This window comes from Pseudomonas sp. 10S4 (assembly GCF_034344865.1).
In the GTDB taxonomy this organism is placed as follows: Bacteria; Pseudomonadota; Gammaproteobacteria; order Pseudomonadales; family Pseudomonadaceae; genus Aquipseudomonas.
On record NZ_CP133774.1, the window covers coordinates 1,313,377 to 1,338,637 of the forward strand.

The window sequence follows — 25,261 nt, forward strand, 5'->3', positions numbered from 1 at the left end:
CCCCCTCGCGATGACGCCTCTAGACACCAAGCGCCCGCTGCAGCTCAATGATCAGGGCCAGCTGCGCCACTTCCTCTCGCTCGACGGTTTGCGCCGCGAGCTGCTGACGGAAATCCTCGATACCGCCGACTCGTTCCTCGAAGTCGGCGCCCGGGCGGTAAAGAAGGTCCCGTTGCTGCGCGGCAAAACCGTGTGCAACGTGTTCTTCGAGAACTCCACCCGCACCCGTACCACTTTCGAACTGGCGGCCCAGCGCCTGTCGGCGGACGTGATCACCCTGAACGTATCGACGTCGTCGGCGAGCAAGGGCGAAACCCTGCTCGACACCCTGCGCAACCTCGAAGCCATGGCCGCCGACATGTTCGTCGTGCGTCACGGTGACTCCGGCGCGGCGCACTTCATCGCCGAACACGTGTGTCCGCAGGTGGCGATCATCAACGGCGGCGACGGCCGTCACGCCCACCCGACGCAGGGCATGCTCGACATGCTCACCATCCGTCGGCACAAGGGCGGCTTCGAAAACCTCTCGGTGGCCATCGTCGGCGACATCCTGCACTCGCGGGTCGCGCGCTCCAACATGCTCGCTGCTGAAAACCCTCGGTTGCCCGGACATCCGCGTGATCGCGCCGAAAACCCTACTGCCGATCGGCATCGAGCAATACGGCGTGAAGGTCTACACCGACTTGACCGAAGGCCTGAAAGACGTCGACGTGGTGATCATGCTGCGCTTGCAGCGTGAACGCATGACCGGCGGCCTGCTGCCGAGCGAAGGCGAATTCTACCGCCTGTTCGGGCTGACCACCGCGCGCCTGGCCGGCGCAAAACCGGATTGCATCGTCATGCACCCGGGGCCGATCAACCGCGGAGTGGAGATTGAGTCGGCAGTGGCCGACGGCCCGCACTCGGTGATCCTCAACCAGGTTACCTACGGTATTGCGATTCGTATGGCCGTGCTGTCCATGGCCATGAGCGGGCAGACTGCGCAACGTCAATTCGAGCAGGAGAAAGCCCAGTGAAGCTCAGCATTCTCGGCGCCCGCGTCATCGATCCAACCTCGGGGCTGGATAAAGTTACCGACATTCATATCGAAGCCTGCAAGATCGTCGCCCTTGGTGCTGCGCCGGCCGGTTTTGTCCCGGTCGAGACCATCGACGCCAAAGGCCTGGTGGCCGCACCTGGACTGGTTGACCTGAACGTCGCCCTGCGCGAGCCGGGTTACAGTCGCAAAGGCTCGATTGCCAGCGAAACCCGCGCCGCTGCGGCCGGTGGCGTGACCAGCCTATGCTGCCCGCCAAAAACCAAACCGGTGCTGGACACTTCGGCCGTGGCCGAATTGATCCTCGACCGCGCCCGCGAGGCCGGCAACACCAAAGTCTTCCCGATTGGCGCCCTGAGCAAAGGCCTGGACGGCGAACAGCTGGCCGAGCTGGTCGCCTTGCGCGATGCCGGCTGCGTGGCCTTCGGCAACGGTCTGGAGAGCTTCCGCAACACCCGCACCCTGTGCCGGGCGCTGGAATACGCGGCGACGTTCGACCTGACAGTGATTTTCAACTCGCAGGATCATGACCTGGCCGAAGATGGCTTGGCCCACGAAGGCCCGACCGCCAGTTTCCTTGGTTTGCCGGGCATTCCGGAAACCGCCGAAACCGTGGCCCTGGCCCGGGATCTGTTGCTGGTCGAGCAAAGCGGCGTGCGTGCGCACTTCAGCCAGCTCACCAGCGCTCGCGGCGTGGCCCTGATCGCCCAGGCCCAGGCCCGCGGACTACCGGTGACCGCCGATGTGGCGCTGTATCAACTGATCCTGACTGACGAAGCGCTGATCGATTTCAACAGCCTCTATCACGTCCAGCCGCCGCTGCGCACCCGCGCCGACCGTGATGGTCTGCGTGCGGCGGTGAAGTCCGGGGTGGTTTCGGCCATCTCCAGCCATCACCAACCTCACGAGCGCGACGCCAAACTGGCGCCGTTCGGTGCCACCGAGCCGGGCATCAGCAGCGTTGAACTGCTGCTACCGCTGGCGATGACGTTGGTGGAGGACGGTTTGCTCGATCTGCCGACACTGTTGACCCGTCTCAGTGCCGGACCTGCCAAGGCCTTGCGCCTGCCGGCGGGTAAATTGACCGTCGGTGGGGCGGCGGACATCGTGCTGTTCGACCCGGCGGCTTCGACCGTGGCCGGCGAAACCTGGCTGTCCAAGGGTGAAAATTGCCCGTTTATTGGCCACAGCCTGCCGAGTGTGGTGCGTTACACCTTGGTGGATGGACGGATTAGCCACCAGGTTTAAGACCGCGCCGCTCCCATCGCGAGCTGGCTCGCTCCCACATTGGAATGCGTTCCCCTGTGGGAGCGAGCCTGCTCGCGATGACTTACTGGAAGGCGCCGCGACTCTGTGCGTTACGCACCGACACTTGGTCGTTCAGTGTCCAGAAGTCATACAGCACTCCCACGAAGAACAACCCGCCCGTCACCAGGTACAGCAACCCGCTGATCCACTTCCCTTGATACATCCGGTGCACGCCGAATACCCCAAGAAACGCCAGCAGAATCCACGCAACGTTGTATTCGATGGGCCCGGCGGTAAACCGCAGGTCGGCTTCCCGGTCCATGGCCGGAATCAGAAACAGGTCGATCAGCCAACCGATGCCCAGCAAACCAAACGTGAAGAACCAGATCGTCCCGGTCACCGGCTTGCCGTAATAGAAGCGGTGAGCCCCGGTAAAACCGAAAATCCAAAGCAGGTATCCGATCACTTTGCTGTGGGTGTCTTGCTGCGCCGCAGACTGTTGATAGGTGTTCATGAAGGACCTCGATTCACACGATAGATAAATATTGTTGAATTCTTTGTGACTTTTTTACAGGCGTCCGACGTATGGCAAATGCTACCTTCACTCCCGTCAAAGCCTTATACCACCTGACCTCTGTCAGACAATCGCGTCAATCTACCGCTTATTTGGTTCCGTTGACCCCCAGGTCCAATCGACCAACGGACTCGGAAGGGCCAAAAAAGCTGTTATAAAGTTGCGCGCTAACCCATATGAGCCTTGCCTAATGCGTCCATTTTTCAAGACATGGCTAACCATTTGCCTATTAATGCCACTGGCCGCCCACGCCACCAATCGTGAGCAACGTCTTCCTAACGTTAATGGTTACACCCCTAAATCCCATGTTTCTGCTCCTACGAGCAAAAACAAACAAACTGCAAAACATTCCACCCACCTGGCCACTGCCAACAGCAAGCTGGTTCCGCCGATGGCGAACAAGCAAAGCAGCAACGTGTTGAGCCGTGCCGTGAATGTCCTCGGCACTCCTTATCGTTGGGGCGGCAGCAGCCCAAGTAAAGGGTTCGACTGCAGTGGTTTGGTGAAATATGCGTTTAACGACGCTACCTTCGACCTGCCACGGACCTCCAACGCCATGGCCAGCGGTCATGGGCAGAAAGTCGAACGCAAGGATCTGAAGCCGGGCGATCTGATTTTCTTCAATATCAAGAGCCGTAAGGTCAATCACGTTGCCATCTACCTGGGCAACGACCGCTTCATCCACGCACCGCGCCGTGGCAAGGCGGTGTCCATCGATACGCTGAAGAAACCGTACTGGGAAAGCCACTACGTGGTAGCCAAGCGGGTTTTGCCGAAAGAACCGCATCAGATGCGCGTCGTCCAGCGCTGATATAAAGCAAGATCAAAAGATCGCAGCCTTTGGCAGCTCCTACACAGGGATTCGCGTTTCCCTGTAGGAGCTGCCGAAGGCTGCGATCTTTTGCTTTAGGGGCTAAAAATTATCCGGCGACCGCGCCTTCTCCCGCGCATGCTCGCGGCTGATCAAGCCCTTGGTCACCAACTCCTTCAGGCACATATCCAGCGTCTGCATCCCCAGGTTGCCCCCGGTCTGAATCGACGAGTACATCTGCGCCACCTTGTCCTCGCGGATCAGGTTACGGATCGCCGACGTGCCGAGCATGATCTCGTGTGCCGCGATCCGCCCGCCGCCGATCTTCTTGACCAGTGTCTGGGACACCACCGCCAGCAATGACTCGGACAACATCGAGCGCACCATCGACTTCTCGTCCCCCGGAAACACGTCAACCACCCGGTCGATGGTTTTCGCCGCCGACGTGGTGTGCAGCGTGCCAAACACCAGGTGACCGGTCTCGGCCGCGGTTAGGGCCAGGCGAATAGTCTCCAGATCGCGCATCTCCCCGACCAGAATCACATCCGGGTCTTCGCGCAGGGCCGAGCGCAGTGCGGTGGCGAAGCTTCGGGTATCGCGGTGGACTTCGCGCTGGTTGATCAGGCATTTGCGCGATTCATGGACGAACTCGATCGGGTCTTCGATGGTGAGTATGTGGTGATGGCGATGGTTGTTCAGGTAATCAATCATCGCCGCCAGGGTGGTGGACTTGCCGGAACCGGTCGGGCCGGTCACCAGCACCAGGCCACGGGGCGCTTCGGTAATCTTGCGAAACACATCTCCCATGCCAAGGTCATCCATGCTCAGGACCTTGGACGGGATGGTCCGGAACACCGCACCGGCGCCGCGGTTCTGGTTGAACGCGTTAACTCGAAAGCGCGCCACGCCTGGCACTTCAAAGGAGAAGTCGGTTTCCAGGTGCTTCTCGAAGTCCACCCGCTGGGTGTCGTTCATGATGTCGTAGATCAGCTCGTGCACCTGTTTGTGGTCCAGGGCCGGCAGGTTGATGCGCCGCACGTCGCCGTCGACGCGAATCATCGGTGGCAGGCCGGCAGACAGGTGCAAGTCGGACGCGCCCTGTTTCGCGCTGAATGCCAGCAGCTCAGTGATATCCATAGCGCTCCTCAATTCCAGTAGAATGCCGCGAACCTTCAGACCAGCGGCGCCTCTTGATGTCCACGATAGCAGACAACATTCTCCAGGTTAGTTCGCGCATACACGCAGCAACACTCGCCGCCCAGCGCGACGAGCACAGCGTCCAGCTACTGGCCGTGAGCAAGACCAAGCCTGCCGAGGCCCTGCGTGAAGCCCACGCCGCCGGGATCCGCGACTTTGGCGAGAACTATCTGCAGGAAGCCCTCGGCAAACAGCTCGAATTGGCCGACCTGCCCTTGATCTGGCACTTCATCGGCCCCATTCAATCGAACAAGACTCGCGCTATCGCCGAGCACTTCGCTTGGGTGCATTCCGTGGATCGTTTGAAAATCGCACAACGCCTGTCCGAACAACGTCCTGCCGATCTGCCCCCGCTGAACATCTGCATCCAGGTCAACGTCAGCGGTGAAGACAGCAAGTCCGGCTGCACCCCGGCCGACCTGCCGGCCCTGGCCAATGCCATCAGCGCCTTGCCGCGCCTTAAGCTACGCGGGTTGATGGCGATCCCTGAGCCGACTGAAGATCGCGCCGCCCAGGACGCCGCTTTTGCTGCCGTGCAAAGCCTGCAAGCCAGCCTCAATCTGCCGCTCGACACACTTTCCATGGGCATGAGCCACGACCTTGAGTCAGCCATCGCCCAAGGCGCCACTTGGGTCCGCATCGGTACGGCCCTGTTTGGCGCCCGTGATTACAGTCAACCGAACAATGGCTGACTTCTCTCTTGATAAGGACCTGACATGAGCAAGACTCGTATTGCCTTTATCGGTGCCGGCAACATGGCCGCCAGCCTGATCGGTGGCCTGCGCGCCAAGGGTCTGGACGCGGCCCACATCCGCGCCAGCGATCCCGGCGCTGAAACCCGTGCTCGCGTGAACGCTGAACACGGCATCGAAGTATTCGCCGACAACGCCGACGCGATTCAAGACGCCGACGTGGTCGTACTGGCGGTCAAACCCCAGGCGATGAAAGCCGTGTGCGAAGCGATTCGCCCAAGCCTCAAGCCGAATCAACTGGTGGTGTCCATCGCCGCCGGCATCACCTGTGCCAGCATGACCAACTGGCTCGGCGCCCAGCCGATCGTGCGCTGCATGCCCAACACCCCGGCGCTGCTGCGTCAGGGCGTGAGCGGTTTGTACGCCACCGCCGAGGTGAACGCCGAACAACGCCAACAGGCGCAAGAGCTGCTGTCCGCCGTCGGCATCGCGCTGTGGCTGGACGAAGAGCAGCAACTGGACGCGGTGACCGCTGTTTCCGGTTCGGGCCCTGCGTACTTCTTCCTGTTGATCGAAGCGATGACCGCCGCGGGCGTGAAACTCGGCCTGCCGGCAGACATCGCCGCACAACTGACCCTGCAAACCGCACTGGGCGCCGCCCACATGGCGGTCGCCAGTGACGTGGACGCAGCAGAACTGCGTCGCCGCGTGACTTCGCCGGCCGGCACCACGGAAGCGGCCATCAAGTCGTTCCAGGCCGGGGGCTTCGAAGCCCTGGTCGAAAAAGCACTCGGCGCCGCCGCCCACCGCTCAGCCGAGATGGCCGAGCAACTGGGTCGCTAATCAGCTCTTACAAAGGAATCAATGATGCTTGGACTCAATGACGCTGCCATTTTTGTAATTAAAACCCTGGGCAGCCTGTACCTGCTGATCGTGCTGATGCGCTTTATCCTGCAACTGGTTCGGGCGAATTTCTACAACCCGCTCTGCCAGTTCATCGTCAAAGCCACTCAACCGTTGCTCAAGCCTCTGCGCCGAGTCATCCCGAGCATGTTCGGGCTGGACATGTCGTCACTGGTATTGGCGCTGATCATTCAGATGGCGCTGATCGCGGTCATCCTGACGCTCAAGGGCTTCCAGGTCGACTGGCTGTTTTTGATCCCTTGGGCTCTGATCGCTCTCTTCGCGCTGTTTTTGAACATTCTGTTCTACGCGATGATCATCAGCGTGATTCTGTCTTGGGTCGCACCGGGCAGCCACAATCCGGGCGCCGAACTGGTTGCTCAGATCACTGAACCGGTACTCGCTCCATTCCGCCGGATTCTTCCGAGCCTGGGCGGCCTCGACATCTCGCCGATCTTCGCGTTTATCCTGATCCAGTTGCTGCAAAGCTGGGTGATCCCGCGCCTGGCTTACTTCGCCTTCATGCCGCAGGGCCTGCTCGGGCTGATCTGATGAGCTACTTTCGCTGGGACGGTGATGATCTGATTCTGGAGTGTCACCTGCAACCGGCGGCCCGCGGCGATGATTTCTGCGGGCTACACGGCGATAGATTGAAGATCCGCCTGACCGCGCCGCCCGTTGAGGGCAAGGCCAATGCGTACTTGATGGCGTTTTTGGCCAAGGCGTTCGGGGTTTCCAAGAGCCAGGTGAGCTTGCTCAGCGGCGAGTTGAACCGGCAGAAACGAGTGCGGATTTGTTCGCCGAAGAAGCTGCCGGAGTTGCCGGACCTGGTGCGTCCGGCAGGTTGACCGCGTCATCGTTCTTCGCGGGCAAGCCACGCTCCCACAGGGGTACGCATTCCAATGTGGGAGCGTGGCTTGCCCGCGATGGCCGCACCACGGTTTAACTGAATGAAATCAGGCCCGGCCTTTGCTTGCCGCTAGCCACACTGGTCTTTAGACTTACGCCTCATTTCAACGAGAGCAGGGTCGATGCCAACTGCCTTTCCCGCCGATTCTGTTGGTCTGGTGACGCCGCAAGTGGCGCACTTCAGTGAACCCCTGGCCCTGGCCTGCGGCCGTTCGCTCCCAGCTTATGACCTGATCTATGAAACCTACGGCACGCTGAACGCCACGGCGAGCAACGCCGTGCTGATCTGCCACGCCTTGTCCGGCCACCACCACGCTGCCGGCTTCCACAGCCCCGACGACCGTAAACCCGGTTGGTGGGACAGCTGCATCGGCCCCGGCAAGCCGATCGACACCAGCAAGTTCTTCGTGGTCAGCCTGAACAACCTCGGCGGCTGCAACGGTTCTACCGGCCCGAGCAGTATCAATCCGGAAACCGGTAAACCGTTCGGCGCCGATTTCCCGGTGCTGACCGTGGAAGACTGGGTGCACAGTCAGGTGCGACTGTCCGACCTGCTCGGCATCAGCCAGTGGGCGGCGGTGATTGGCGGCAGCCTCGGCGGCATGCAGGCCTTGCAGTGGACCATCACCTATCCTGATCGCGTGCGGCATTGCCTGGCCATCGCCTCGGCGCCCAAGCTGTCGGCACAGAACATCGCCTTCAACGAAGTGGCGCGCCAGGCGATCCTGACCGACCCCGAGTTCCACGGCGGTTCGTTCCAGGAAGCGGGCGTGATCCCCAAGCGCGGCTTGATGCTGGCGCGGATGGTCGGCCACATCACCTACCTGTCCGACGATTCCATGGGCGAGAAATTCGGCCGCGGCCTGAAGAGCGAAAAGCTCAACTACGACTTCCACAGCGTCGAGTTCCAGGTCGAGAGCTACCTGCGCTATCAGGGCGAAGAGTTCTCCGGGCGCTTTGACGCCAACACCTATCTGCTGATGACCAAGGCGCTGGACTACTTCGACCCGGCGGCGAACTTCGACGATGACCTGGCGAAAACCTTCGCCGGCGCCACCGCCAAGTTCTGCGTGATGTCCTTCACCACCGACTGGCGCTTCTCCCCTGCCCGCTCGCGGGAACTGGTGGACGCGCTGATGGCGGCCAAGAAAGACGTCTGCTACCTCGAGATCGACGCTCCGCAAGGCCACGACGCCTTCCTGATTCCGATCCCGCGTTACTTGCAGGCGTTCAGCAACTACATGAACCGTATTAGTTTGTGAGAAAGCCATGAGAGCTGATCTGGAAATCATCCAGGAATGGATTCCCGCCGGTAGCCGCGTGCTCGACCTCGGTTGCGGCGACGGCGAACTGCTGACCTGGCTAAGGGACAACAAGCAAGTCACCGGCTATGGCCTGGAAAACGACGCGGACAACATCGCCGAGTGCGTGGCCAAGGGCATCAACGTGATCGAGCAGGATCTGGACAAGGGCCTCGGCAACTTTGCCAGCAACAGCTTCGACGTCGTGGTCATGACCCAAGCCCTGCAAGCCGTGCACTACCCGGACAAGATCCTCGACGAAATGCTGCGGGTCGGTCGCCAGTGCATCATCACCTTCCCCAACTTCGGTCACTGGCGTTGCCGTTGGTATCTGGCGAGCAAGGGCCGGATGCCGGTTTCCGAGTTTCTGCCGTACACCTGGTACAACACGCCGAACATCCACTTCTGCACTTTCGGCGACTTTGAAGAATTGTGCCGCGAACGTGAAGCGAAGGTCATTGATCGGCTTGCCGTGGATCAACAGCACCGACACGGGTGGGCCAGTAAGCTATGGCCTAATCTATTAGGTGAGATCGGTATCTACCGCGTCAGCAGCCCAGGGCTGCAAGACCACAAGGTCGCGGTCTGAACCACGCCACTTCAAGGAGAACGATCATGGGTCGTCTAGCACTGTTTCTACTTACTGCCTGCCTGAGCGTCACTGCCATGGCCGCCGACGTCATCAAAGGCGAGCGTCAGGAAACCTTTGGCGACGTGACGGTGCACTACAACACCTTCAACTCCACCTACCTGACGCCGGACATTGCCAAAGCGGCGGAACTGATCCGCAGCAAGAGTCAGGGCGTGATCAACGTTTCGGTAATCAAGGACGGCAAACCACTGATCTCTCAGGTCAGCGGCACGGTCAAAGACCTGACCAGCCAGAGCGTCCCGTTGAGTTTCAAACAGGTGACTGAGCAAGGTGCGGTTTACTACATTGCCCAGTACCCGGTGCCTCAGCAGGAAATCCGCACGTTCGAGATCAAGGTCCAGAACGGCGACAAAATCAACACCATCAATTTCAACCAAGAGCTTTTCCCCGGCGAATGATGAACTTCACGCAACTCGTACTGGCCAGCCATAACGCCGGCAAACTCAAGGAACTCCAGGCCATGCTCGGCGAATCGGTGCAATTGCACTCGATCGGCGAGTTCAGCAGCGTCGAGCCGGAAGAAACCGGCCTGTCGTTCGTCGAAAACGCCATCCTCAAGGCCCGCAATGCCGCGCGCATCTCCGGCTTGCCGGCGCTGGCCGATGATTCGGGGCTGGCGGTGGATTTCCTTGGCGGTGCGCCGGGGATCTACTCCGCGCGTTACGCTGACGGTCAGGGCGATGCGGCGAATAACGCCAAGCTGCTCGACGTGCTCAAAGACGTGCCTGAAGCCGAACGCGGCGCGCAGTTCGTTTGCGTCCTGGCGCTGGTGCGGCATGCCGACGATCCGTTGCCGATCCTTTGCGAAGGCTTGTGGCACGGGCGCATTCTGCCGACGGCCAGCGGCCAGCACGGTTTTGGCTATGACCCGCTGTTCTGGGTGCCGGAGCGCAACTGCTCCAGCGCCGAGCTGAGCCCAAGCGACAAGAACCTGATCAGCCACCGCGCCCGTGCAATGGATCTGCTGCGCCAGCGTCTGGGCCTGAAATGACCCACGACTCATCCGCGTCGCCGCTGATCTTCGGCGGCGCCGCCCAATCGCCTCGGGCCGCGCTGCCAACGTTGCCGCCCCTGGCGCTGTACATCCACATCCCGTGGTGTGTGCGCAAATGCCCTTATTGCGACTTCAACTCCCACACCGCCAGCCCGGTGTTGCCGGAAGAAGAGTACGTCAACGCGTTGCTGGCCGACCTCGATCAGGATCTACACGCGGTTTACGGCCGTGAGCTGAGCTCGATCTTCTTTGGCGGCGGCACGCCGAGCCTGTTCAGCGCCGAGGCCTTGGGCCGTTTGCTCAAAGGCGTGGAGCAGCGGATTCCGTTTGCCAGCGACATCGAAATCACCTTGGAAGCCAACCCGGGGACGTTCGAGCAGGAGAAGTTCGTCGCCTACCGGGCACTGGGCATCAATCGCCTGTCGATCGGCATCCAGAGCTTCCAGGAAGAGAAACTCAAAGCGCTGGGGCGGATTCACAACGGTGACGAAGCGGTGCGAGCCGCCGGCATGGCCCGTCAGGCCGGGTTCGACAACTTCAATCTGGACTTGATGCACGGTTTGCCCGATCAGTCGCTGGACGACGCCTTGAGCGACCTGCGCCAGGCCATCGCGCTGAAGCCGACTCACTTGTCCTGGTATCAGCTGACGCTGGAGCCGAACACGGTGTTCTGGAACCAGCCGCCGACGCTGCCGGAAGACGACACGTTGTGGGACATTCAGGAAGCCGGGCAGGCGCTGTTGGCCGAGCACGGTTACGCGCAATACGAAGTCTCGGCCTATGCCCAGCCCGGTCGCCCGGCGCGGCATAACCTCAATTACTGGAGTTTCGGCGACTTCATCGGCATCGGCGCTGGCGCCCACGGCAAGCTCAGCCACCCGGACGGGCGCATCGTCCGGACCTGGAAGACCCGTCTGCCGAAGGACTACCTCAACCCGGCCAAAAGCTTCAAGGCCGGCGAGAAAGCCCTGACCAACGACGAGCTGCCATTCGAGTTCCTGATGAACGCCTTGCGCCTGACCGAGGGAGTGGAATCGCGACTGTATCCGGAACGTACCGGGCTGCCGCTGGAAAGCCTCGCCGAAGGTCGCCGTGAAGCCGAACAAAGCGGCTTGTTGCAGGTCGAACCGTCACGTCTGGCGGCCACCGAGCGCGGACAACTGTTTCTCAATGACTTGCTGCAGACATTTCTGAGCTGATTTCAGCCTTAAGGGAAAACCAATGGATTTGATCCTCGACCTGCTCGCCACCGTGTCCCGCTGGAGCCGTAGCAACCTGTCGGAAATCTCTCTGGCACTGGTGGGTTGCCTGCTGGTGCTGTTCGGCGCGGACATCAAAGGCTGGGTCGAACAACGCCTGGGCGGCCTCGCCGGCGCCTTGCGCGTCCCGATGATGGCCCTGCTGTGCATGGTCGGCAGTGGGCTTGCGCTGATCTACGCCACGCCATGGATCATCAAAGGCCTGAGCCAGTTCAACAACTACAGCCTCGCACCGGTGTTGTTGGTGGTGCTGGTGTTGATTGGCGTAGTAGCCGACCGCCGCTGATTTCAGCTGCAACCGAAAACAACTGTGGGAGCGAGCTTGCTCGCGAAGGCGGTGTATCAGTCGACATTAAAGTTGAATGACACACCGCTTTCGCGAGCAAGCCCGCTCCCACATTGGGTATTGCGTAGGGCTTAGGACTGCTTTTCGAACTTCAGGTCCCACACGCCATGCCCAAGACGTTCGCCGCGGCGTTCGAACTTGGTGATCGGGCGCTCGGTCGGGCGCGGGACGCATTTGCCGTCTTCGGCAAGGTTGCGGTAACCCGGTGCGACGTTCATCACTTCCAGCATGTACTCGGCGTACGGTTCCCAGTCGGTGGCCATGTGCAGAATGCCGCCGACTTTCAACTTGCTGCGCACCAGTTCAGCGAACGACGCCTGAACGATACGGCGCTTGTGGTGACGGCTCTTGTGCCACGGGTCCGGAAAAACAGCATCAGACGATCGAGGCTGTTATCGGCCACGCAATTGTTGAGCACTTCGATCGCGTCGCAATCGTAGACCCGCAGGTTGGTCAGGCCCTGAGTCAGCACGCCATTAAGCAGCGCGCCAACACCCGGGCGGTGAACTTCCACACCGATGAAATCCTGCTCCGGCGAAGCGGCAGCCATTTCCAACAGCGAATGACCCATGCCGAAACCGATTTCCAGGGAACGCGGCGCCGAACGGCCAAACACTTGGTCGAAGTCTACCGGCGCATCGGCCAGCGGCAGGACGAACAGCGGGGTGCCCTGCTCCAGGCCTTTTTGCTGGCCTTCGGTCATGCGCCCGGCGCGCATCACGAAACTCTTGATGCGGCGGTGTTGGCGTTCTTCGCCTTCTTCCGGCTGGATAGGCGTGTCGTTTGATTCAGTCATCAATGGCTCTTACTTGATCAGACCATCCAGCGGCGAGGAGGCGCTGGCATAGAGTTTTTTCGGCATGCGGCCGGCGAGGTAGGCCAAGCGGCCTGCAACGATGGCGTGTTTCATGGCTTCAGCCATCATGATCGGCTGCTGGGCGTGAGCAATGGCCGAATTCATCAGCACCGCTTCGCAACCCAGTTCCATCGCGATGGTGGCGTCGGAAGCGGTACCGACACCGGCATCCACCAGCACCGGGATCTTGGCTTCTTCGAGGATGATCTGCAGGTTATACGGGTTGCAGATCCCCAGGCCAGTACCGATCAGACCGGCCAGCGGCATGACCGCGATAACGCCGATTTCCGCCAGTTGACGGGCAATGATCGGGTCATCGCTGGTGTAAACCATCACGTCGAAACCTTCCTTGACCAGCACTTCGGCGGCCTTGAGGGTTTCGATCACGTTAGGGAACAGGGTTTTCTGGTCCGCCAGCACTTCCAGCTTCACCAGGTTATGGCCGCCGAGCAGCTCACGGGCCAGGCGACAGGTGCGCACAGCCTCGGTAGCGTCGAAGCAACCGGCGGTGTTCGGCAGGAAGGTGTAGCGATCCGGCGACAGGACTTCAAGCAGGTTCGGTTCGCCCGGGTTCTGGCCCAGGTTGGTGCGGCGCACGGCGAAGGTGACGATCTCGGCACCCGAGGCTTCGATGGCCAGGCGGGTTTCTTCCATGTCACGGTACTTGCCGGTACCTACCAGCAAACGCGACTGGTAAGTACGACCGGCCAGGACGAAGGGCTTGTCGCTACGAACGATGCTCATGGGAAATCCTCTGTAGGGGTGAGGTTCTTGCAGAATTCTGTGCCCTTATGGGCCGGGCGACTAGCCGCCGCCGATGGCGTGCACGACTTCGACGTTGTCGCCATCGCTCAGCGTGGTGTCGGCATGCTGGCTGCGCGGGACGATATCCAGATTGAGTTCGACCGCCACCCGGCGTCCGGCCAGATCCAGACGGGTCAGCAGGGCCGCAACGGTTTCACCGTCGGGCAGTTCAAGGGATTCGCCGTTCAACTGAATGCGCATGCCGGATGCCGCCATCATTTTTAGGGGCAGGCATTCTAGCCCGATCGGTCAGGCTGACCCAAGCCATTCGTCTTGAAACACAATCCCGTAGGAGCTGCCGCAGGCTGCGATCTTTTGATCTTGCTCTTTTGAAGATCAAAAGAGCGCAGCCTGCGGCAGCTCCTACAAGGTCAAGTCAAGCGCCAGGCGGCAAGCCCCAGGCAGAACCAGCCCACCAGGAATGCCAGGCCGCCGAAGGGCGTGATGATCCCCAGCTTGCTGACGCCGGTGATGGTCAGCAGGTACAGGCTGCCGGAGAACAGCAAAATACCGATGGCAAACGATGCGCCCGCCCAAGTGATCAAACGACCGGGAATCTGCGTGGCTAGCAGGGCAACACCTAGCAATGCCAGGGTGTGTACCAGTTGATAGGTGACCCCAGTGTGGAAAATCGCCAGGTACTCGGGTGTCAGGCGGTTTTTCAAGCCATGGGCGGCAAACGCGCCAAGGGCAACGCCGGTGAAACCGAAGAAAGCGGCCAGCATCAGAAAGCCACGCAGCATGAAGAACTCCAGTCAGTCTCGATCAACAGGGTCTGTATAATGGCCCGCTCAACGGGTTCGGCCAAGCCATCTCTATGCTGCGTTTAATTTTCCGTCGTTTCACGAAGGCCCTGCTCTGGTTCGCTGGCGGCAGCATATTGCTGGTGCTGATTTTTCGCGTGGTGCCGCCACCGGGCACGGCGTTGATGGTCGAGCGCAAGGTCGAATCCTGGTTCGACGGCGAGCCCATTGACGTGCAGCGCACCTGGCAACCCTGGGATCAGATCTCCGACGACCTGAAAGTTGCGGTGATTGCCGGCGAGGACCAGAAATTCCCGGAGCATTGGGGTTTTGACTTTGGGGCGATTCAGGCAGCGCTGGCCCATAACGAACTCGGCGGCTCGATTCGGGGCGCCAGCACCTTGAGCCAGCAAGTCTCGAAAAACCTCTTTCTTTGGTCCGGTCGCAGTTGGCTGCGCAAAGGGCTGGAAGCGTGGTTTACCGGGTTGATCGAAGTGTTCTGGCCCAAGCAGCGGATTCTTGAGGTGTATCTCAACAGCGTCGAGTGGGATGACGGAGTGTTTGGCGCCGAAGCGGCGGCCCGGCATCACTTTGGCGTGACCGCTAAGAATTTGAGTCGTCAGCAGGCGAGCTTGTTGGCCGCGGTGCTGCCGAACCCGCGGGTGTGGAGCGCTAGTCATCCGACCAACTACGTCGCACGCCGGGCCGGCTGGATTCGGCAGCAGATGAGCCAACTAGGCGGCGATAGCTACCTGCTCGGCCTTAACGATTCGCGGCGGGCGCCTTGGGCTCAATAACACCCAAGATCTCCTGTGGGAGCGAGCTTGCTCGCGATAGCGGTTAGTCATTCAACATTTATAGAGACTGACTTGACGCGATCGCGAGCAAGCTCGCTCCCACAGGGGCCAGGGTGAGGCTGGAATATCGGATACAAACAAAAACGCCCCGATCATCGCTGATCGGGGCGTTTTTTATTGCCGGTGCGCGGGTTAGGCGGCGATCGACAACTTGAGCTTGTTCATCGCGCTCTTTTCAAGCTGACGAATACGCTCGGCCGACACGTTGTACTTTTGCGCCAGGTCGTGCAGCGTGGCTTTTTCTTCTGCCAGCCAGCGCTGGTAGAGAATGTCACGGCTGCGGTCGTCCAGCACTTCCAGCGCTTCGTGCAGGTTGTGGTTGGAGTTGTCGCTCCAGTCGGCATCTTCCAGTTGACGGGCCGGGTCGTACCGGTGGTCTTCCAGATAGTTGGCCGGCGATTGGAAAGCGCTGTCGTCGTCCGCTTCGGCGGCCGGGTCGAAGGCCATGTCATGGCCCGTCAGGCGACTTTCCATCTCGCGCACTTCCCGCGGCTCTACGCCGAGGCTTTCCGCCACACGGTGGACTTCCTCGTTGTTCAGCCACGCCAGACGTTTCTTCTGGCTGCGCAGGTTGAAGAACAGTTTGCGCTGGGCCTTGGTGGTCGCGACTTTCACAATGCGCCAGTTGCGCAGGATGAACTCGTGAATTTCCGCCTTGATCCAGTGCACAGCGAACGAAACCAGACGCACACCCATTTCCGGGTTGAAGCGTTTTACAGCCTTCATCAGGCCGACGTTGCCTTCCTGGATCAGGTCGAGCCTGGGCCAGGCCGTAGCCGGAATAGCTACGGGCAATGTGTACAACAAAACGCAGGTGGGCGAGCACCATCTGCCGAGCCGCCCCCAAATCCTGCTCATAATAGAGACTCTCGGCCAGTTCACGCTCCTGCTCCGGCGTCAGCAATGGAATGCTGTTCACGGTGTGCACATAGGCCTCCAGGTTTGCGCCTGGGACCAGAGCATAAGCAGGTTGCAAAGAAGTGGTCATACGAAAAAACCTCCGACTTACATAACTCGTGCAGTTCAGCACTGCGAAAATTGACCGGAAACCGTTGGACAAGTTCCCATAAAAACCGAAAGGTCAATACGCACAAAAAGATACTACTTCGGCGCCAACTCCCTGAGATGGCGTGCGACTGCAATCCATGCACCGATATAACCCAACAGCACCGCGCCAAGCAAGAGCGACAGACCATCGGCAACTGGCACTCCGGCCAGCGCAAAATTACTGCCGTACAAGCCGGCCAAACCAACCACTGCGTCGTTCAGCCAGTTCAGGCCAAACGCCAAGACACCCCAGGAAAGAACCCCCGCACCGAAGCCATAAAGCGCGCCCATGTACAGAAAGGGCCTGCGCACATAGCTGTCCGTGCCGCCGACGAGTTTAATCACTTCTATCTCTGTGCGGCGGTTTTCAATATGAAGACGAATGGTATTGCCTATCACCAAAAGTAATGCAGAAACCAAAAGCACGGTCAGACCGAAGACAAACCGGTCACCCAGCTTGAGGATGGCGGCCAGACGCTCGACCCAGACTAGATCAAGTTGCGCTTGTTGTACCTTCGGCAATTCGGAAAGTTTTTGTCGTAATGCTTCAAGAGTCGGCTTGTCGACCTCTTTCGGCGTCACCAGGACCACGCCTGGCAGCGGGTTTTCCGGCAACTCCTTGAGCGCCTCACCCAGGCCCGACTGTTGCTGGAACTCTTCCAGCGCCTGATCGCGACCGACATATTCAGCATCTGCTACGCCGGGCATGCCTTTGATCTGTTCGCGCAACGACTCGCCCTGTTCCGGGCTGGCGCTGAGTTCCAGATACAAGGAAATCTGCGCCGCACGTTGCCAGGAACCACCGAGTCGCTCGACGTTATTCAGCAAAAGTGACAGGCCCATCGGCAAACTCAGGGCCACTGCCATCACCATGCAGGTGAAAAAGCTGCCGATCGGCTGTTTGCCCAACCGACGCAGACTGTCCACCAGGCTGGCGCGATGGCTTTCGATCCAGGCACGCAACAGCGTGGCGAAATCCGGGCCGTCGTCATCGTCGCGTTTTTCTTTTTCGGTTGCTGATCGGCAGCCTTGGGGGCTACGCGCTCGGAAACCTTGGGGCTGCGTGTCGCACTCATACGCCGGCCTCCCCGTCACCGATCAATCGACCGCGCTGCAAGGTCAGCATGCGATGGCGCATACGGGCGATCAGTGCCAGGTCGTGACTGGCGATGAGTACGCTGGTGCCCAAGCGGTTGATGTCTTCGAACACGCCCATGATCTCGGCCGCCAGACGCGGATCGAGGTTACCGGTCGGTTCGTCCGCCAGCAGCAAGGCCGGACGGTGAACGAGGGCGCGGGCGATGCCGACGCGCTGCTGTTGACCGGTGGACAGGTCGCCGGGGTACAGATCGGTCTTGTCCGAGAGCGCCACGCGCTCCAGGGCCGAGTCGACACGTTTGGCGATCTCGGGCTTGGACAGGCCGAGGATCTGCAACGGCAGCGCGATGTTGTTGAACACCGTGCGATCGAACAGCAGTTGGTGGTTCTGGAACACCACGCCGATCCTGGCGCGCACGGTACGGAATCTGTGCGTTGCTGATGGTGCCCAGGTCCTGTCCGGCCAACAGCAATTTGCCGGTGGTCGGACGCTCCATGGCCAGCAACAGCCGCAGCAAGGTGCTTTTACCGGCGCCGGAATGGCCGGTGACAAACAAGAATTCGCCCCGACGGACTCGAAAGCTCAGCTCATGCAAGCCGACGTGACCATTCGGGTAGCGTTTACCGACCTGTTCGAAACGAATCATGAACGCTCCCGCTCGGCAAACAATGCCTGGACAAAGGGTTCTGCTTCAAAAGTACGCAAGTCGTCGATGCCTTCACCGACGCCGATGTAGCGAATCGGCAAGCCAAACTGCTTGGCCAGGGCGAAAATCACCCCGCCCTTGGCCGTGCCATCGAGCTTAGTCAGCGCCAGGCCCGTCAACTGCACGGTCTGGTTGAACTGCTTGGCCTGGTTGATGGCGTTCTGGCCAGTACCGGCGTCGAGCACCAACAGCACTTCGTGCGGCGCGTCGGCGTCAAGTTTGCCGATCACCCGACGAACCTTCTTCAGTTCTTCCATCAGGTTGTCTTTGGTGTGCAGGCGACCGGCGGTGTCGGCAATCAGCACGTCGATGCCCCGGGCCTTGGCGGCCTGCACAGCGTCGAAGATCACTGAAGCCGAATCGGCGCCGGTGTGCTGGGCGATCACCGGGATCTTGTTGCGCTCACCCCAGACCTGCAATTGCTCCACCGCAGCGGCGCGGAAGGTGTCACCGGCGGCGAGCATGACTTTCTTGCCCTCCAGCTGGAGCTTCTTCGCCAGTTTGCCGATGGTGGTGGTTTTGCCGGCGCCGTTGACGCCAACCACCAGAATCACGAACGGTTTGTTCTGCGAGGTGATTTTCAGCGGCTGCTCGACAGGCTTGAGCATCGCTGCCAGTTCCGCTTGCAGGGATTTGTACAGCGCATCGGCATCGGCCAGCTCTTTGCGCGCGACTTTCTGGGTCAGGCGCTGAATGATCACCGACGTCGCTTCGACGCCTACGTCAGCGGTCAGCAGACGGGTTTCGATGTCTTCGAGCAGCTCGTCATCGATGATCTTCTTGCCCAGGAACAGGCTGGCCATGCCTTCGCCGATGCTGGCGCTGGTCTTGGACAGGCCTTGCTTGAGGCGAGCGAAGAAACCGGCTTTGGTTTCTTCGGTGCGCGGCGGCTCGGCCGGGGTTTCGACGATGGCCACAGGCGCAGCAACAACCGGCGCGATGACCGGTGCAGGTGCAGGTGCAGGTGCAGGCGTTTGAACAATCGGGGCAACTGGCGCCACGAAAGCAGGTACTACAGGCTCTGGGATAACCGGCGCAGGCTCGGCGACAACCACTGGCGCGACAACTGGCTCAACCGCTGGCACATGAATCGGCGCAGGGGTAAACGCAATCGGGGCTGGAATCGGCGGAGTGACGTGCGGCACCTGCTCGTCTTCGACCAACGCCACCGGCTCTTCCGCTACCGGCAAGGTCAGCCAGGGCGCAGCGGCCGGCGTCACTGGCGACTCGGCCACGACTTCGACTTGAGGCTCAGGCTCAGGCTCAGGCTCAGGCTCAGCCACCGGTTGCAGCACCGGCTCGGCAATCGCCAGGACAATCGGCGCCGGCTCTTCTTCTATTACCGGCTCGGGCAGTGGCTGTGGCTGTTCGACGACGGTTTCCTGCGGCTTTTTGCGCAGCCATCCGAACAGGCTTTTCTTCTCGCCAGCCGCAGCTGGGGTCTTCTTGTCGTCGTTGGAACCAAACATGGAGGACGGCTATCTCACGGTAGCGACGCGCCAAAGGGCGCCCCGGCAAATAAATATTCAATGCAGAACAGACTGCGATTCATCCAGCTTGTTCACGCGCAACTATTTGTCGAGGCACCAACGGCACCTCAAAGGTCGACTAATACGAAGGACTGGACCGGCATCGTCGGCGAAAACGCAGAGTTTAGCTGACAAACTGAAAGCTTCTGCCGAGAACCCATACAACCTGCAGGCCGATTAATGGCCTGATAGGCGTGGCCGCCAGTAAAACGGATCAGTATCCTAGCACCTCCTCGCCCGCCTAGGCTAAGACCAAGCGGGCAGCTCAACAGGTTTAAAAACGTATGAATGCTCTAGCCCGCCGCGCCGCAGGCCTGCTGCTCAGCACAGTTTGTCTGCCCCTCTCGGCCCTGGCTGCCGATCCACAACCCACCCACGAATTCACCCTCGACAACGGCTTGAAGGTCGTCGTGCGCGAAGACCATCGTGCGCCGGTGGTGGTTTCCCAGATCTGGTACAAGGTCGGCTCAAGCTATGAGACGCCGGGGCAAACCGGTTTGTCCCACGCCTTGGAACACATGATGTTCAAGGGCAGCGAGAAGGTTGGCCCCGGCGAAGCGTCGCTGATCCTGCGTGACCTCGGCGCCGAAGAGAACGCTTTCACCAGCGACGACTTCACGGCGTACTACCAAGTGCTGGCCCGTGATCGCCTGGGCGTGGCCTTCGAGCTCGAAGCGGACCGCATGGCCAACCTGAAATTGCCGGCCGACGAGTTCAGCCGCGAGATCGAGGTTATTAAAGAAGAGCGTCGCCTGCGCACTGACGACAAGCCGATGTCCAAGGCTTACGAACGTTTCAAGGCCATGGCCTACCCGGCCAGCGGTTATCACACGCCGACCATCGGCTGGATGGCTGACCTCGACCGCATGAAGGTCGAAGAACTGCGCCACTGGTACAAGTCCTGGTACGTGCCGAACAACGCCACTTTGGTGGTGGTCGGCGACGTAACCCCGGATGAAGTCAAAGCCCTGGCCCAGCGTTACTTCGGCCCGATTGCCAAGCGCGACGTACCACCGGCGAAAATCCCGCTGGAACTGGCCGAGCCCGGCGAACGGCAGATCACCCTGCACGTGCAAACCCAACTGCCGGCCCTGATGCTGGCCTTCAACGTGCCGAGCATCGCCACCGCCGAAGACAAGCGCTCGGTAAATGCCTTGCGCCTGATCTCGGCCCTGCTCGACGGCGGCTACAGCGGACGTATCCCGACACAACTGGAGCGCGGCGAAGAGCTGGTGTCCGGCGGTTCGTCGAGCTACGACGCCTACACCCGTGGCGACAGCTTGTTCACTCTGTCGGCGACCCCGAACACCCAGAAAAACAAAACCATGGCCCAGGCTGAGGCCGGTCTATGGAAGCTGCTCGAACAGCTGAAAACCACCGCACCATCGGCGCAGGAACTGGAGCGCGTGCGGGCTCAGGTCATTGCCGGCCTGGTCTACGAGCGCGACTCGATCACCAGCCAGGCCACCTCGATCGGCCAACTGGAAACCGTCGGTCTGTCGTGGAAGCTGATGGACACCGAACTCGCCGATCTGGAAAGCGTCACCCCCGAAGACATCCAGAAAGCCGCCAAGCTGTATTTCACCCGCGAACGTCTCAGCGTCGCCCATGTACTTCCACTGGAGACGACTCATGAGTGAGCATAAAAAATCGCGCCTGCCACTGATTGGCCTGATCGCTGTCGCCCTGATCGGCTCGGCCGCGTTCTATTTTTCCAAAACCGATGAGTCCAAGGCCAGCGAAGCCCTCGATAAAGCCAAGACCAGCCAGAAGCTGCAGTCTTTGGCCGAACTCGACGGCAAAGCCCCGAGCCATCGCAACATGAACGTGCAATCCTGGACCACCGCCGAAGGCGCCAAGGTGTTGTTCGTCGAAGCCCGGGAGCTGCCGATGTTCGACATGCGCCTGATCTTCGCCGCCGGCAGCAGCCAGGACGGCAATGCGCCCGGCCTGGCCCTGCTGACTAACGCCATGCTCAACGAAGGCGTTGCCGGCAAAGATGTCGGCGCTATCGCCCAGGGCTTCGAAGGCTTGGGCGCAGACTTTGGCAACGGTGCTTATAAAGACATGGCGATTGCTTCGCTGCGCAGTTTGAGCGCTGTGGACAAACGCGAGCCGGCATTGAAGTTGTTCTCCGAAGTCATCGGTAAACCGACCTTCCCTGCCGACTCGTTCGCGCGGATCAAAAACCAGATGCTCGCCGGCTTCGAATACCAGAAGCAGAACCCCGGCAAACTGGCTGGCCTGGAGCTGATGAAACGTCTCTACGGCGATCATCCTTACGCTACCTCCAGCGACGGCACAGCGAAATCTGTTCCGGCGATCACCCTGGCGCAGTTGCGGGCCTTCCATGAGAAAGCCTACGCCGCGGGTAACGTAGTAATTGCGATGGTCGGTGACCTGTCCCGCGCCGAGGCTGAAGCGATTGCCGCGCAAGTCTCCAGCGCCCTGCCAAAAGGCCCGGCCCTGGCGAAGATTGCGCAGCCGACCGAACCGAAGGCCAGCATCAACCACATCGAGTTCCCTTCCAAGCAAACCAACCTGATGCTCGCGCAACTGGGTATCGACCGTGATGACCCGGACTACGCAGCACTGTCCATGGGCAACCAGATCCTTGGCGGCGGCGGTTTCGGCACCCGATTGATGAGCGAAGTGCGCGAGAAGCGTGGTCTGTCTTACGGCGTGTATTCGGGCTTCACCCCGATGCAGGCTCGCGGGCCGTTCATGATCAATCTGCAAACCCGCGCCGAAATGAGCGAAGGCACCCTGAAACTGGTGCAGGATGTCCTCGCCGACTACCTTAAAACCGGCCCGACCCAGAAAGAACTCGACGACGCCAAGCGTGAACTGGCCGGCAGCTTCCCGCTGTCCACCGCCAGCAACGCCGATATCGTCGGCCAACTCGGCGCCATGGGTTTCTACAACTTGCCGCTTAGCTATCTGGAAGACTTCATGCAGCAGTCCCAGAGCCTGACTGTCGAGCAGGTTAAAACCGCACTGAACAAACACTTGAGCACGGACAAAATGGTCATCGTCACCGCTGGCCCGACCGTGCCGCAAAAGCCGTTACCGGCCCCATCTGATAAACCCACCGAGCAGCCGCTCGGGGTTCCGGAGCATTAATGGCCAGTCCATCGCGTCCTAAAAAACCTGTTCACAACGTCCATAACGGCGTAAATCAACTGCGCATCATCGGCGGTGAATGGGGCAGCCGAAAGCTGAGCTTCCCCGATGCGCCGGGCCTGCGCCCGACGCCGGACCGGGTGCGTGAAACCCTGTTCAACTGGCTCGCACCGTATGTCGCCGGGGCCAAGGTGCTGGATCCGTTTGCCGGCAGCGGCGCACTGTTCCTCGAAGCGCTGTCCCGTGGCGCGGCCATGGGCCAGGCGCTGGACGCCAGCAACATCGCGGTCTCCAGCATCAAGGAACACTTGGGCACGCTGCGCTGCACCACCGGCCAGGTCCAGACCGCCGACGCCTTGCGCTACCTGGAAACCCAGACAGCAACCGCCTACGACGTGGTGTTCCTCGACCCGCCGTTCAACCAGAACCTGTTACCCGGTGTTTGCGCACTACTCGAAGAGCGTCAATGGCTGGCCGACGAGGCCTGGGTCTACACCGAAAGCGAAAATGCGCCGTCGTCGCTGGGTTTGCCGGGCAACTGGCGCCTGCACCGCGAGCAGAAATCCGGGCGGGTTTACTACGCGTTGTGGCAGCGTACAGCAGAGATTGCTGGTTAATCGACTAGCCTGAAACAAGGTGCGCACCGGTTGCGCACCGCTGCATCGAGAATAATGTGTCCCATCCGCCAGAACGCTTCACCCCGGCCTTCGGCTTTGGCAACCCGCACTTGCAAACCTTGTGGGGGCCGCTGTGGCGAAAAACCACCCATATTGATCGCGAGCGCGAACGGCTTTGGCTGGAAGACGGCGACTTCCTCGACCTCGACTGGCACGGCCCGCACACCGCCAACGGACCGCTGGTGCTGGTGTTGCACGGGCTGACCGGTTCGTCGAACTCGCCTTACGTGGCTGGCCTGCAAAAAGTGCTGGGCGATCAGGGTTGGGCCAGTGTTGCGCTGAACTGGCGCGGTTGCTCGGGCGAGCCAAATCTGTTGCCGCGAAGCTACCATTCCGGCGCCAGTGAAGACCTGGCCGAAACCATCAAGCACCTGAAAGCCAAACGACCGCTCGCGCCGCTGTATGCCGTCGGCTATTCCCTGGGCGGCAATGTGTTGCTCAAGCACTTGGGCGAGACCGGCAGCGACAGCGGCGTACTCGGCGCTGTGGCGGTGTCAGTGCCGTTTCGCCTTGATCAGTGCGCCGACCGCATTGGGCAGGGTTTTTCCAAGGTCTATCAAGCGCATTTCATGCGCGAGATGGTGGCCTACATCAAGAACAAGCAACGCCAGTTCCAGCATGACGGACGCCACGATGGCTTGGCCGAATTGGCCGCGCTAGGCTCGCTGGAAAACATGCGCACGTTCTGGGATTTCGATGGCCGGGTCACCGCGCCGCTGAATGGTTTCGCGGACGCCGAGGATTACTATCGCCGCGCCTCTAGTCGCTATTTCCTCGGTGAAATCCGCACACCAACCCTGATCATCCAGGCTGCTGACGACCCGTTCGTGTTTCCTCACAGCCTGCCCGAAGCCAGTGAGTTGTCTGCCTGCACCCAATTCGAGTTGCAAGCCAAGGGTGGGCATGTCGGCTTCGTCGACGGTTCGTTCAGGCAACCGGGTTACTACCTTGAGCGGCGCATTCCCCAATGGCTGACCGCTGCGGGTCGCGAATAACGCCATGGATAACGATCAGGGCGAGTCGATTCGGTTCTGGCAAACGGCACCGCTGGCCGGGGTCGAACTGTTATCCGCGCGCTACATCGAACACCGCTTCGCACCCCATGTGCATGACGGCTATGTCATCGGCATGATCATGGCTGGCGCCCAGCGCTATCGTTATCGCGGCGCTGAGCATCTGGCGGGCAGTGGCACTCTCGTTTTGATCAACCCGGATGAATTGCACACCGGCCATAAAGGCGCCGAGGACGGTTGGTTGTACCGAGCGTTTTATCCCGACAGTGGGCAGATTCTCTCGCTGCTGGCCGAGCTGGAATTGCCAACCAGTGAATTGCCGGCATTCGGCGCCACGCTGTATCGCGATCCGGATCTGGTGAAGGGTTTCTGCCAGTTGCATCGTCTGCTGGAGAGCCCGTCCACAGCATTGCAACAGCAGACGGTCTGGCGGGAAATGATGCTGTCGCTGCTGCAACGCCATGCCGCCGTGTCGATTGCCGGCAAACCTGGCAAGGAACACCGGGCGGTGACGCAGGCCAAAGACTTGCTGCATTCGCAATTGGCAGCACCGCCGTCACTGGAAGAACTGGCCACAGCAGTGAACCTGTCGCCCTTCCACTTTGCCCGAGTGTTCCGCCGCGCCACCGGCATGCCGCCGCACACCTGGCTGATGCAGCAACGTATTGCTCGAGCGCGGGCCTTGTTACGGGACGGCTGCCTGCCGCTGGAAGTCGCGACGCGATTGGGGTTTGCCGACCAGAGTCATCTGAGCCGGCAGTTCAAGCAGGTTTACGGGGTTGGGCCGGGGGCGTATCGCAGTGCCCGAAAACCGCTCAGGGGTTGAGCCTGGCGCAGAACCAAATGTGGGAGCGGGCTTGCTCGCGAAAGCGGTCTGTCATTCGA

General features: G+C 60.6%; 24 protein-coding genes and 5 pseudogenes. 19 read left to right on the forward strand and 10 right to left on the reverse strand.

Translation table 11 applies throughout. The features are described from left to right. Window positions 1-10 precede the first annotated feature (10 nt). Both RHM58_RS06170 and RHM58_RS06175 read left to right on the forward strand, forming a co-directional pair. A pseudogene (locus RHM58_RS06170) lies at window positions 11-1,016 on the forward strand (aspartate carbamoyltransferase catalytic subunit). After that, window positions 1,013-2,284 carry a dihydroorotase gene (locus tag RHM58_RS06175; RefSeq protein WP_322269879.1) on the forward strand — a complete coding sequence of 424 codons (1,272 nt, stop codon included), beginning with the start codon at window positions 1,013-1,015 and terminating at the stop codon, window positions 2,282-2,284. Before RHM58_RS06170 ends, RHM58_RS06175 begins: the two are co-directional and overlap by 4 nt. An 82-nt stretch (window positions 2,285-2,366) precedes the next feature. Here the strand turns inward: RHM58_RS06175 and RHM58_RS06180 are convergent, their stop codons facing one another. Continuing rightward, window positions 2,367-2,798, reverse strand: a complete 432-nt coding sequence (locus RHM58_RS06180; protein ID WP_201198568.1) for an NINE protein — start codon at window positions 2,796-2,798, stop codon at window positions 2,367-2,369. A gap of 250 nt (window positions 2,799-3,048) precedes the next feature. On the opposite strand from RHM58_RS06180, the gene RHM58_RS06185 reads away from it, so the two are divergent. Continuing rightward, on the forward strand, window positions 3,049-3,669 hold the full coding sequence (locus RHM58_RS06185; protein WP_201198570.1) for a C40 family peptidase: 621 nt from the start codon (window positions 3,049-3,051) through the stop codon (window positions 3,667-3,669). Between the two features lie 102 nt (window positions 3,670-3,771). Here the strand turns inward: RHM58_RS06185 and RHM58_RS06190 are convergent, their stop codons facing one another. Continuing rightward, window positions 3,772-4,806: a type IV pilus twitching motility protein PilT gene (locus tag RHM58_RS06190; protein ID WP_201190041.1), complete on the reverse strand. Its 1,035-nt coding sequence runs from the start codon at window positions 4,804-4,806 to the stop codon at window positions 3,772-3,774. A gap of 56 nt (window positions 4,807-4,862) precedes the next feature. Between RHM58_RS06190 and RHM58_RS06195 the strand changes: the two genes are divergently transcribed. From RHM58_RS06195 to RHM58_RS06240, 10 genes are all read left to right on the forward strand, one after another. After that, the gene (locus RHM58_RS06195; protein ID WP_201198324.1) at window positions 4,863-5,558 is read left to right on the forward strand and encodes a YggS family pyridoxal phosphate-dependent enzyme; all 696 of its coding nucleotides are present in this window, start codon (window positions 4,863-4,865) and stop codon (window positions 5,556-5,558) included. A gap of 24 nt (window positions 5,559-5,582) precedes the next feature. Beyond that, window positions 5,583-6,401, forward strand: a complete 819-nt coding sequence (gene proC / locus RHM58_RS06200; protein ID WP_322269880.1) for a pyrroline-5-carboxylate reductase — start codon at window positions 5,583-5,585, stop codon at window positions 6,399-6,401. A 24-nt stretch (window positions 6,402-6,425) separates the two neighbouring features. Continuing rightward, window positions 6,426-7,013 carry a YggT family protein gene (locus RHM58_RS06205; protein WP_201198320.1) on the forward strand — a complete coding sequence of 196 codons (588 nt, stop codon included), beginning with the start codon at window positions 6,426-6,428 and terminating at the stop codon, window positions 7,011-7,013. Continuing rightward, the gene (locus RHM58_RS06210; protein WP_322269881.1) at window positions 7,013-7,309 is read left to right on the forward strand and encodes a DUF167 domain-containing protein; all 297 of its coding nucleotides are present in this window, start codon (window positions 7,013-7,015) and stop codon (window positions 7,307-7,309) included. Before RHM58_RS06205 ends, RHM58_RS06210 begins: the two co-directional genes overlap by 1 nt. Window positions 7,310-7,492: 183 nt before the next feature. Beyond that, window positions 7,493-8,632 carry a homoserine O-succinyltransferase MetX gene (gene metX, locus RHM58_RS06215; protein WP_201198316.1) on the forward strand — a complete coding sequence of 380 codons (1,140 nt, stop codon included), beginning with the start codon at window positions 7,493-7,495 and terminating at the stop codon, window positions 8,630-8,632. Between the two features lie 7 nt (window positions 8,633-8,639). Continuing rightward, a complete protein-coding gene (gene metW, locus RHM58_RS06220) occupies window positions 8,640-9,260 on the forward strand; it encodes a methionine biosynthesis protein MetW (protein WP_201198314.1) in 621 nt (206 codons plus the stop codon). Window positions 9,261-9,286: 26 nt separating this feature from the next. Further along, entirely contained in the window at window positions 9,287-9,721 is a 435-nt protein-coding gene (locus RHM58_RS06225; RefSeq protein WP_201190055.1) for a DUF4426 domain-containing protein, read from the forward strand. After that, window positions 9,718-10,314 (forward strand): RdgB/HAM1 family non-canonical purine NTP pyrophosphatase, encoded by a 597-nt coding sequence (rdgB, locus tag RHM58_RS06230; protein ID WP_322269883.1) that lies wholly within the window; start codon window positions 9,718-9,720, stop codon window positions 10,312-10,314. The genes RHM58_RS06225 and rdgB overlap by 4 nt, the downstream gene beginning before the upstream one ends. Then, window positions 10,311-11,516, forward strand: coding sequence for a radical SAM family heme chaperone HemW (hemW, locus tag RHM58_RS06235; RefSeq protein WP_322269885.1), 1,206 nt, complete (start codon window positions 10,311-10,313; stop codon window positions 11,514-11,516). The genes rdgB and hemW overlap by 4 nt, the downstream gene beginning before the upstream one ends. 22 nt (window positions 11,517-11,538) lie before the next feature. Continuing rightward, a complete protein-coding gene (locus RHM58_RS06240) occupies window positions 11,539-11,862 on the forward strand; it encodes a DUF3392 domain-containing protein (protein ID WP_201190067.1) in 324 nt (107 codons plus the stop codon). 131 nt (window positions 11,863-11,993) lie between these two features. On the opposite strand, the pseudogene trmB reads toward RHM58_RS06240, so the two are convergent. The 4 genes and pseudogenes from trmB to RHM58_RS06260 form a co-directional block, all read right to left on the reverse strand. Further along, a pseudogene (trmB, locus tag RHM58_RS06245) lies at window positions 11,994-12,718 on the reverse strand (tRNA (guanosine(46)-N7)-methyltransferase TrmB). A gap of 9 nt (window positions 12,719-12,727) precedes the next feature. Beyond that, entirely contained in the window at window positions 12,728-13,522 is a 795-nt protein-coding gene (locus tag RHM58_RS06250; protein ID WP_008068101.1) for a thiazole synthase, read from the reverse strand. A 60-nt stretch (window positions 13,523-13,582) separates the two neighbouring features. After that, window positions 13,583-13,783, reverse strand: coding sequence for a sulfur carrier protein ThiS (gene thiS, locus RHM58_RS06255; protein ID WP_322269886.1), 201 nt, complete (start codon window positions 13,781-13,783; stop codon window positions 13,583-13,585). A gap of 170 nt (window positions 13,784-13,953) precedes the next feature. Then, window positions 13,954-14,325 carry a DUF423 domain-containing protein gene (locus RHM58_RS06260; RefSeq protein WP_201198306.1) on the reverse strand — a complete coding sequence of 124 codons (372 nt, stop codon included), beginning with the start codon at window positions 14,323-14,325 and terminating at the stop codon, window positions 13,954-13,956. Between the two features lie 74 nt (window positions 14,326-14,399). On the opposite strand from RHM58_RS06260, the gene mtgA reads away from it, so the two are divergent. After that, window positions 14,400-15,122 (forward strand): monofunctional biosynthetic peptidoglycan transglycosylase, encoded by a 723-nt coding sequence (mtgA, locus tag RHM58_RS06265; RefSeq protein ID WP_322269888.1) that lies wholly within the window; start codon window positions 14,400-14,402, stop codon window positions 15,120-15,122. A gap of 192 nt (window positions 15,123-15,314) precedes the next feature. On the opposite strand, the pseudogene rpoH reads toward mtgA, so the two are convergent. From rpoH to ftsY, 4 genes and pseudogenes are all read right to left on the reverse strand, one after another. Next, window positions 15,315-16,170 (reverse strand): annotated as a pseudogene (gene rpoH, locus RHM58_RS06270) (RNA polymerase sigma factor RpoH). Between the two features lie 113 nt (window positions 16,171-16,283). Further along, window positions 16,284-17,305, reverse strand: a pseudogene (gene ftsX, locus RHM58_RS06275) (permease-like cell division protein FtsX). Continuing rightward, window positions 17,302-17,974, reverse strand: a pseudogene (gene ftsE / locus RHM58_RS06280) (cell division ATP-binding protein FtsE). Before ftsE ends, ftsX begins: the two co-directional pseudogenes overlap by 4 nt. After that, window positions 17,971-19,503, reverse strand: a complete 1,533-nt coding sequence (gene ftsY / locus RHM58_RS06285) for a signal recognition particle-docking protein FtsY (RefSeq protein WP_322269889.1) — start codon at window positions 19,501-19,503, stop codon at window positions 17,971-17,973. Before ftsY ends, ftsE begins: the two are co-directional and overlap by 4 nt. A gap of 344 nt (window positions 19,504-19,847) precedes the next feature. Here ftsY and RHM58_RS06290 point away from each other — a divergent pair, with 344 nt between their 5' ends. Genes RHM58_RS06290 through RHM58_RS06310 form a run of 5 tightly spaced genes read left to right on the forward strand, consistent with a single transcriptional unit; the run spans window position 19,848 to window position 25,202 of the window. Further along, on the forward strand, window positions 19,848-21,203 hold the full coding sequence (locus tag RHM58_RS06290) for a M16 family metallopeptidase (protein ID WP_201198576.1): 1,356 nt from the start codon (window positions 19,848-19,850) through the stop codon (window positions 21,201-21,203). Beyond that, the gene (locus RHM58_RS06295) at window positions 21,196-22,686 is read left to right on the forward strand and encodes a M16 family metallopeptidase (protein WP_201198578.1); all 1,491 of its coding nucleotides are present in this window, start codon (window positions 21,196-21,198) and stop codon (window positions 22,684-22,686) included. Before RHM58_RS06290 ends, RHM58_RS06295 begins: the two co-directional genes overlap by 8 nt. Then, window positions 22,686-23,303, forward strand: coding sequence for a 16S rRNA (guanine(966)-N(2))-methyltransferase RsmD (gene rsmD / locus RHM58_RS06300; RefSeq protein ID WP_201198580.1), 618 nt, complete (start codon window positions 22,686-22,688; stop codon window positions 23,301-23,303). Before RHM58_RS06295 ends, rsmD begins: the two co-directional genes overlap by 1 nt. A 56-nt stretch (window positions 23,304-23,359) precedes the next feature. Further along, the gene (locus tag RHM58_RS06305; RefSeq protein ID WP_322269890.1) at window positions 23,360-24,358 is read left to right on the forward strand and encodes a hydrolase; all 999 of its coding nucleotides are present in this window, start codon (window positions 23,360-23,362) and stop codon (window positions 24,356-24,358) included. Between the two features lie 4 nt (window positions 24,359-24,362). After that, window positions 24,363-25,202 (forward strand): AraC family transcriptional regulator, encoded by an 840-nt coding sequence (locus tag RHM58_RS06310; RefSeq protein ID WP_322269891.1) that lies wholly within the window; start codon window positions 24,363-24,365, stop codon window positions 25,200-25,202. Window positions 25,203-25,261: the final 59 nt, after the last annotated feature.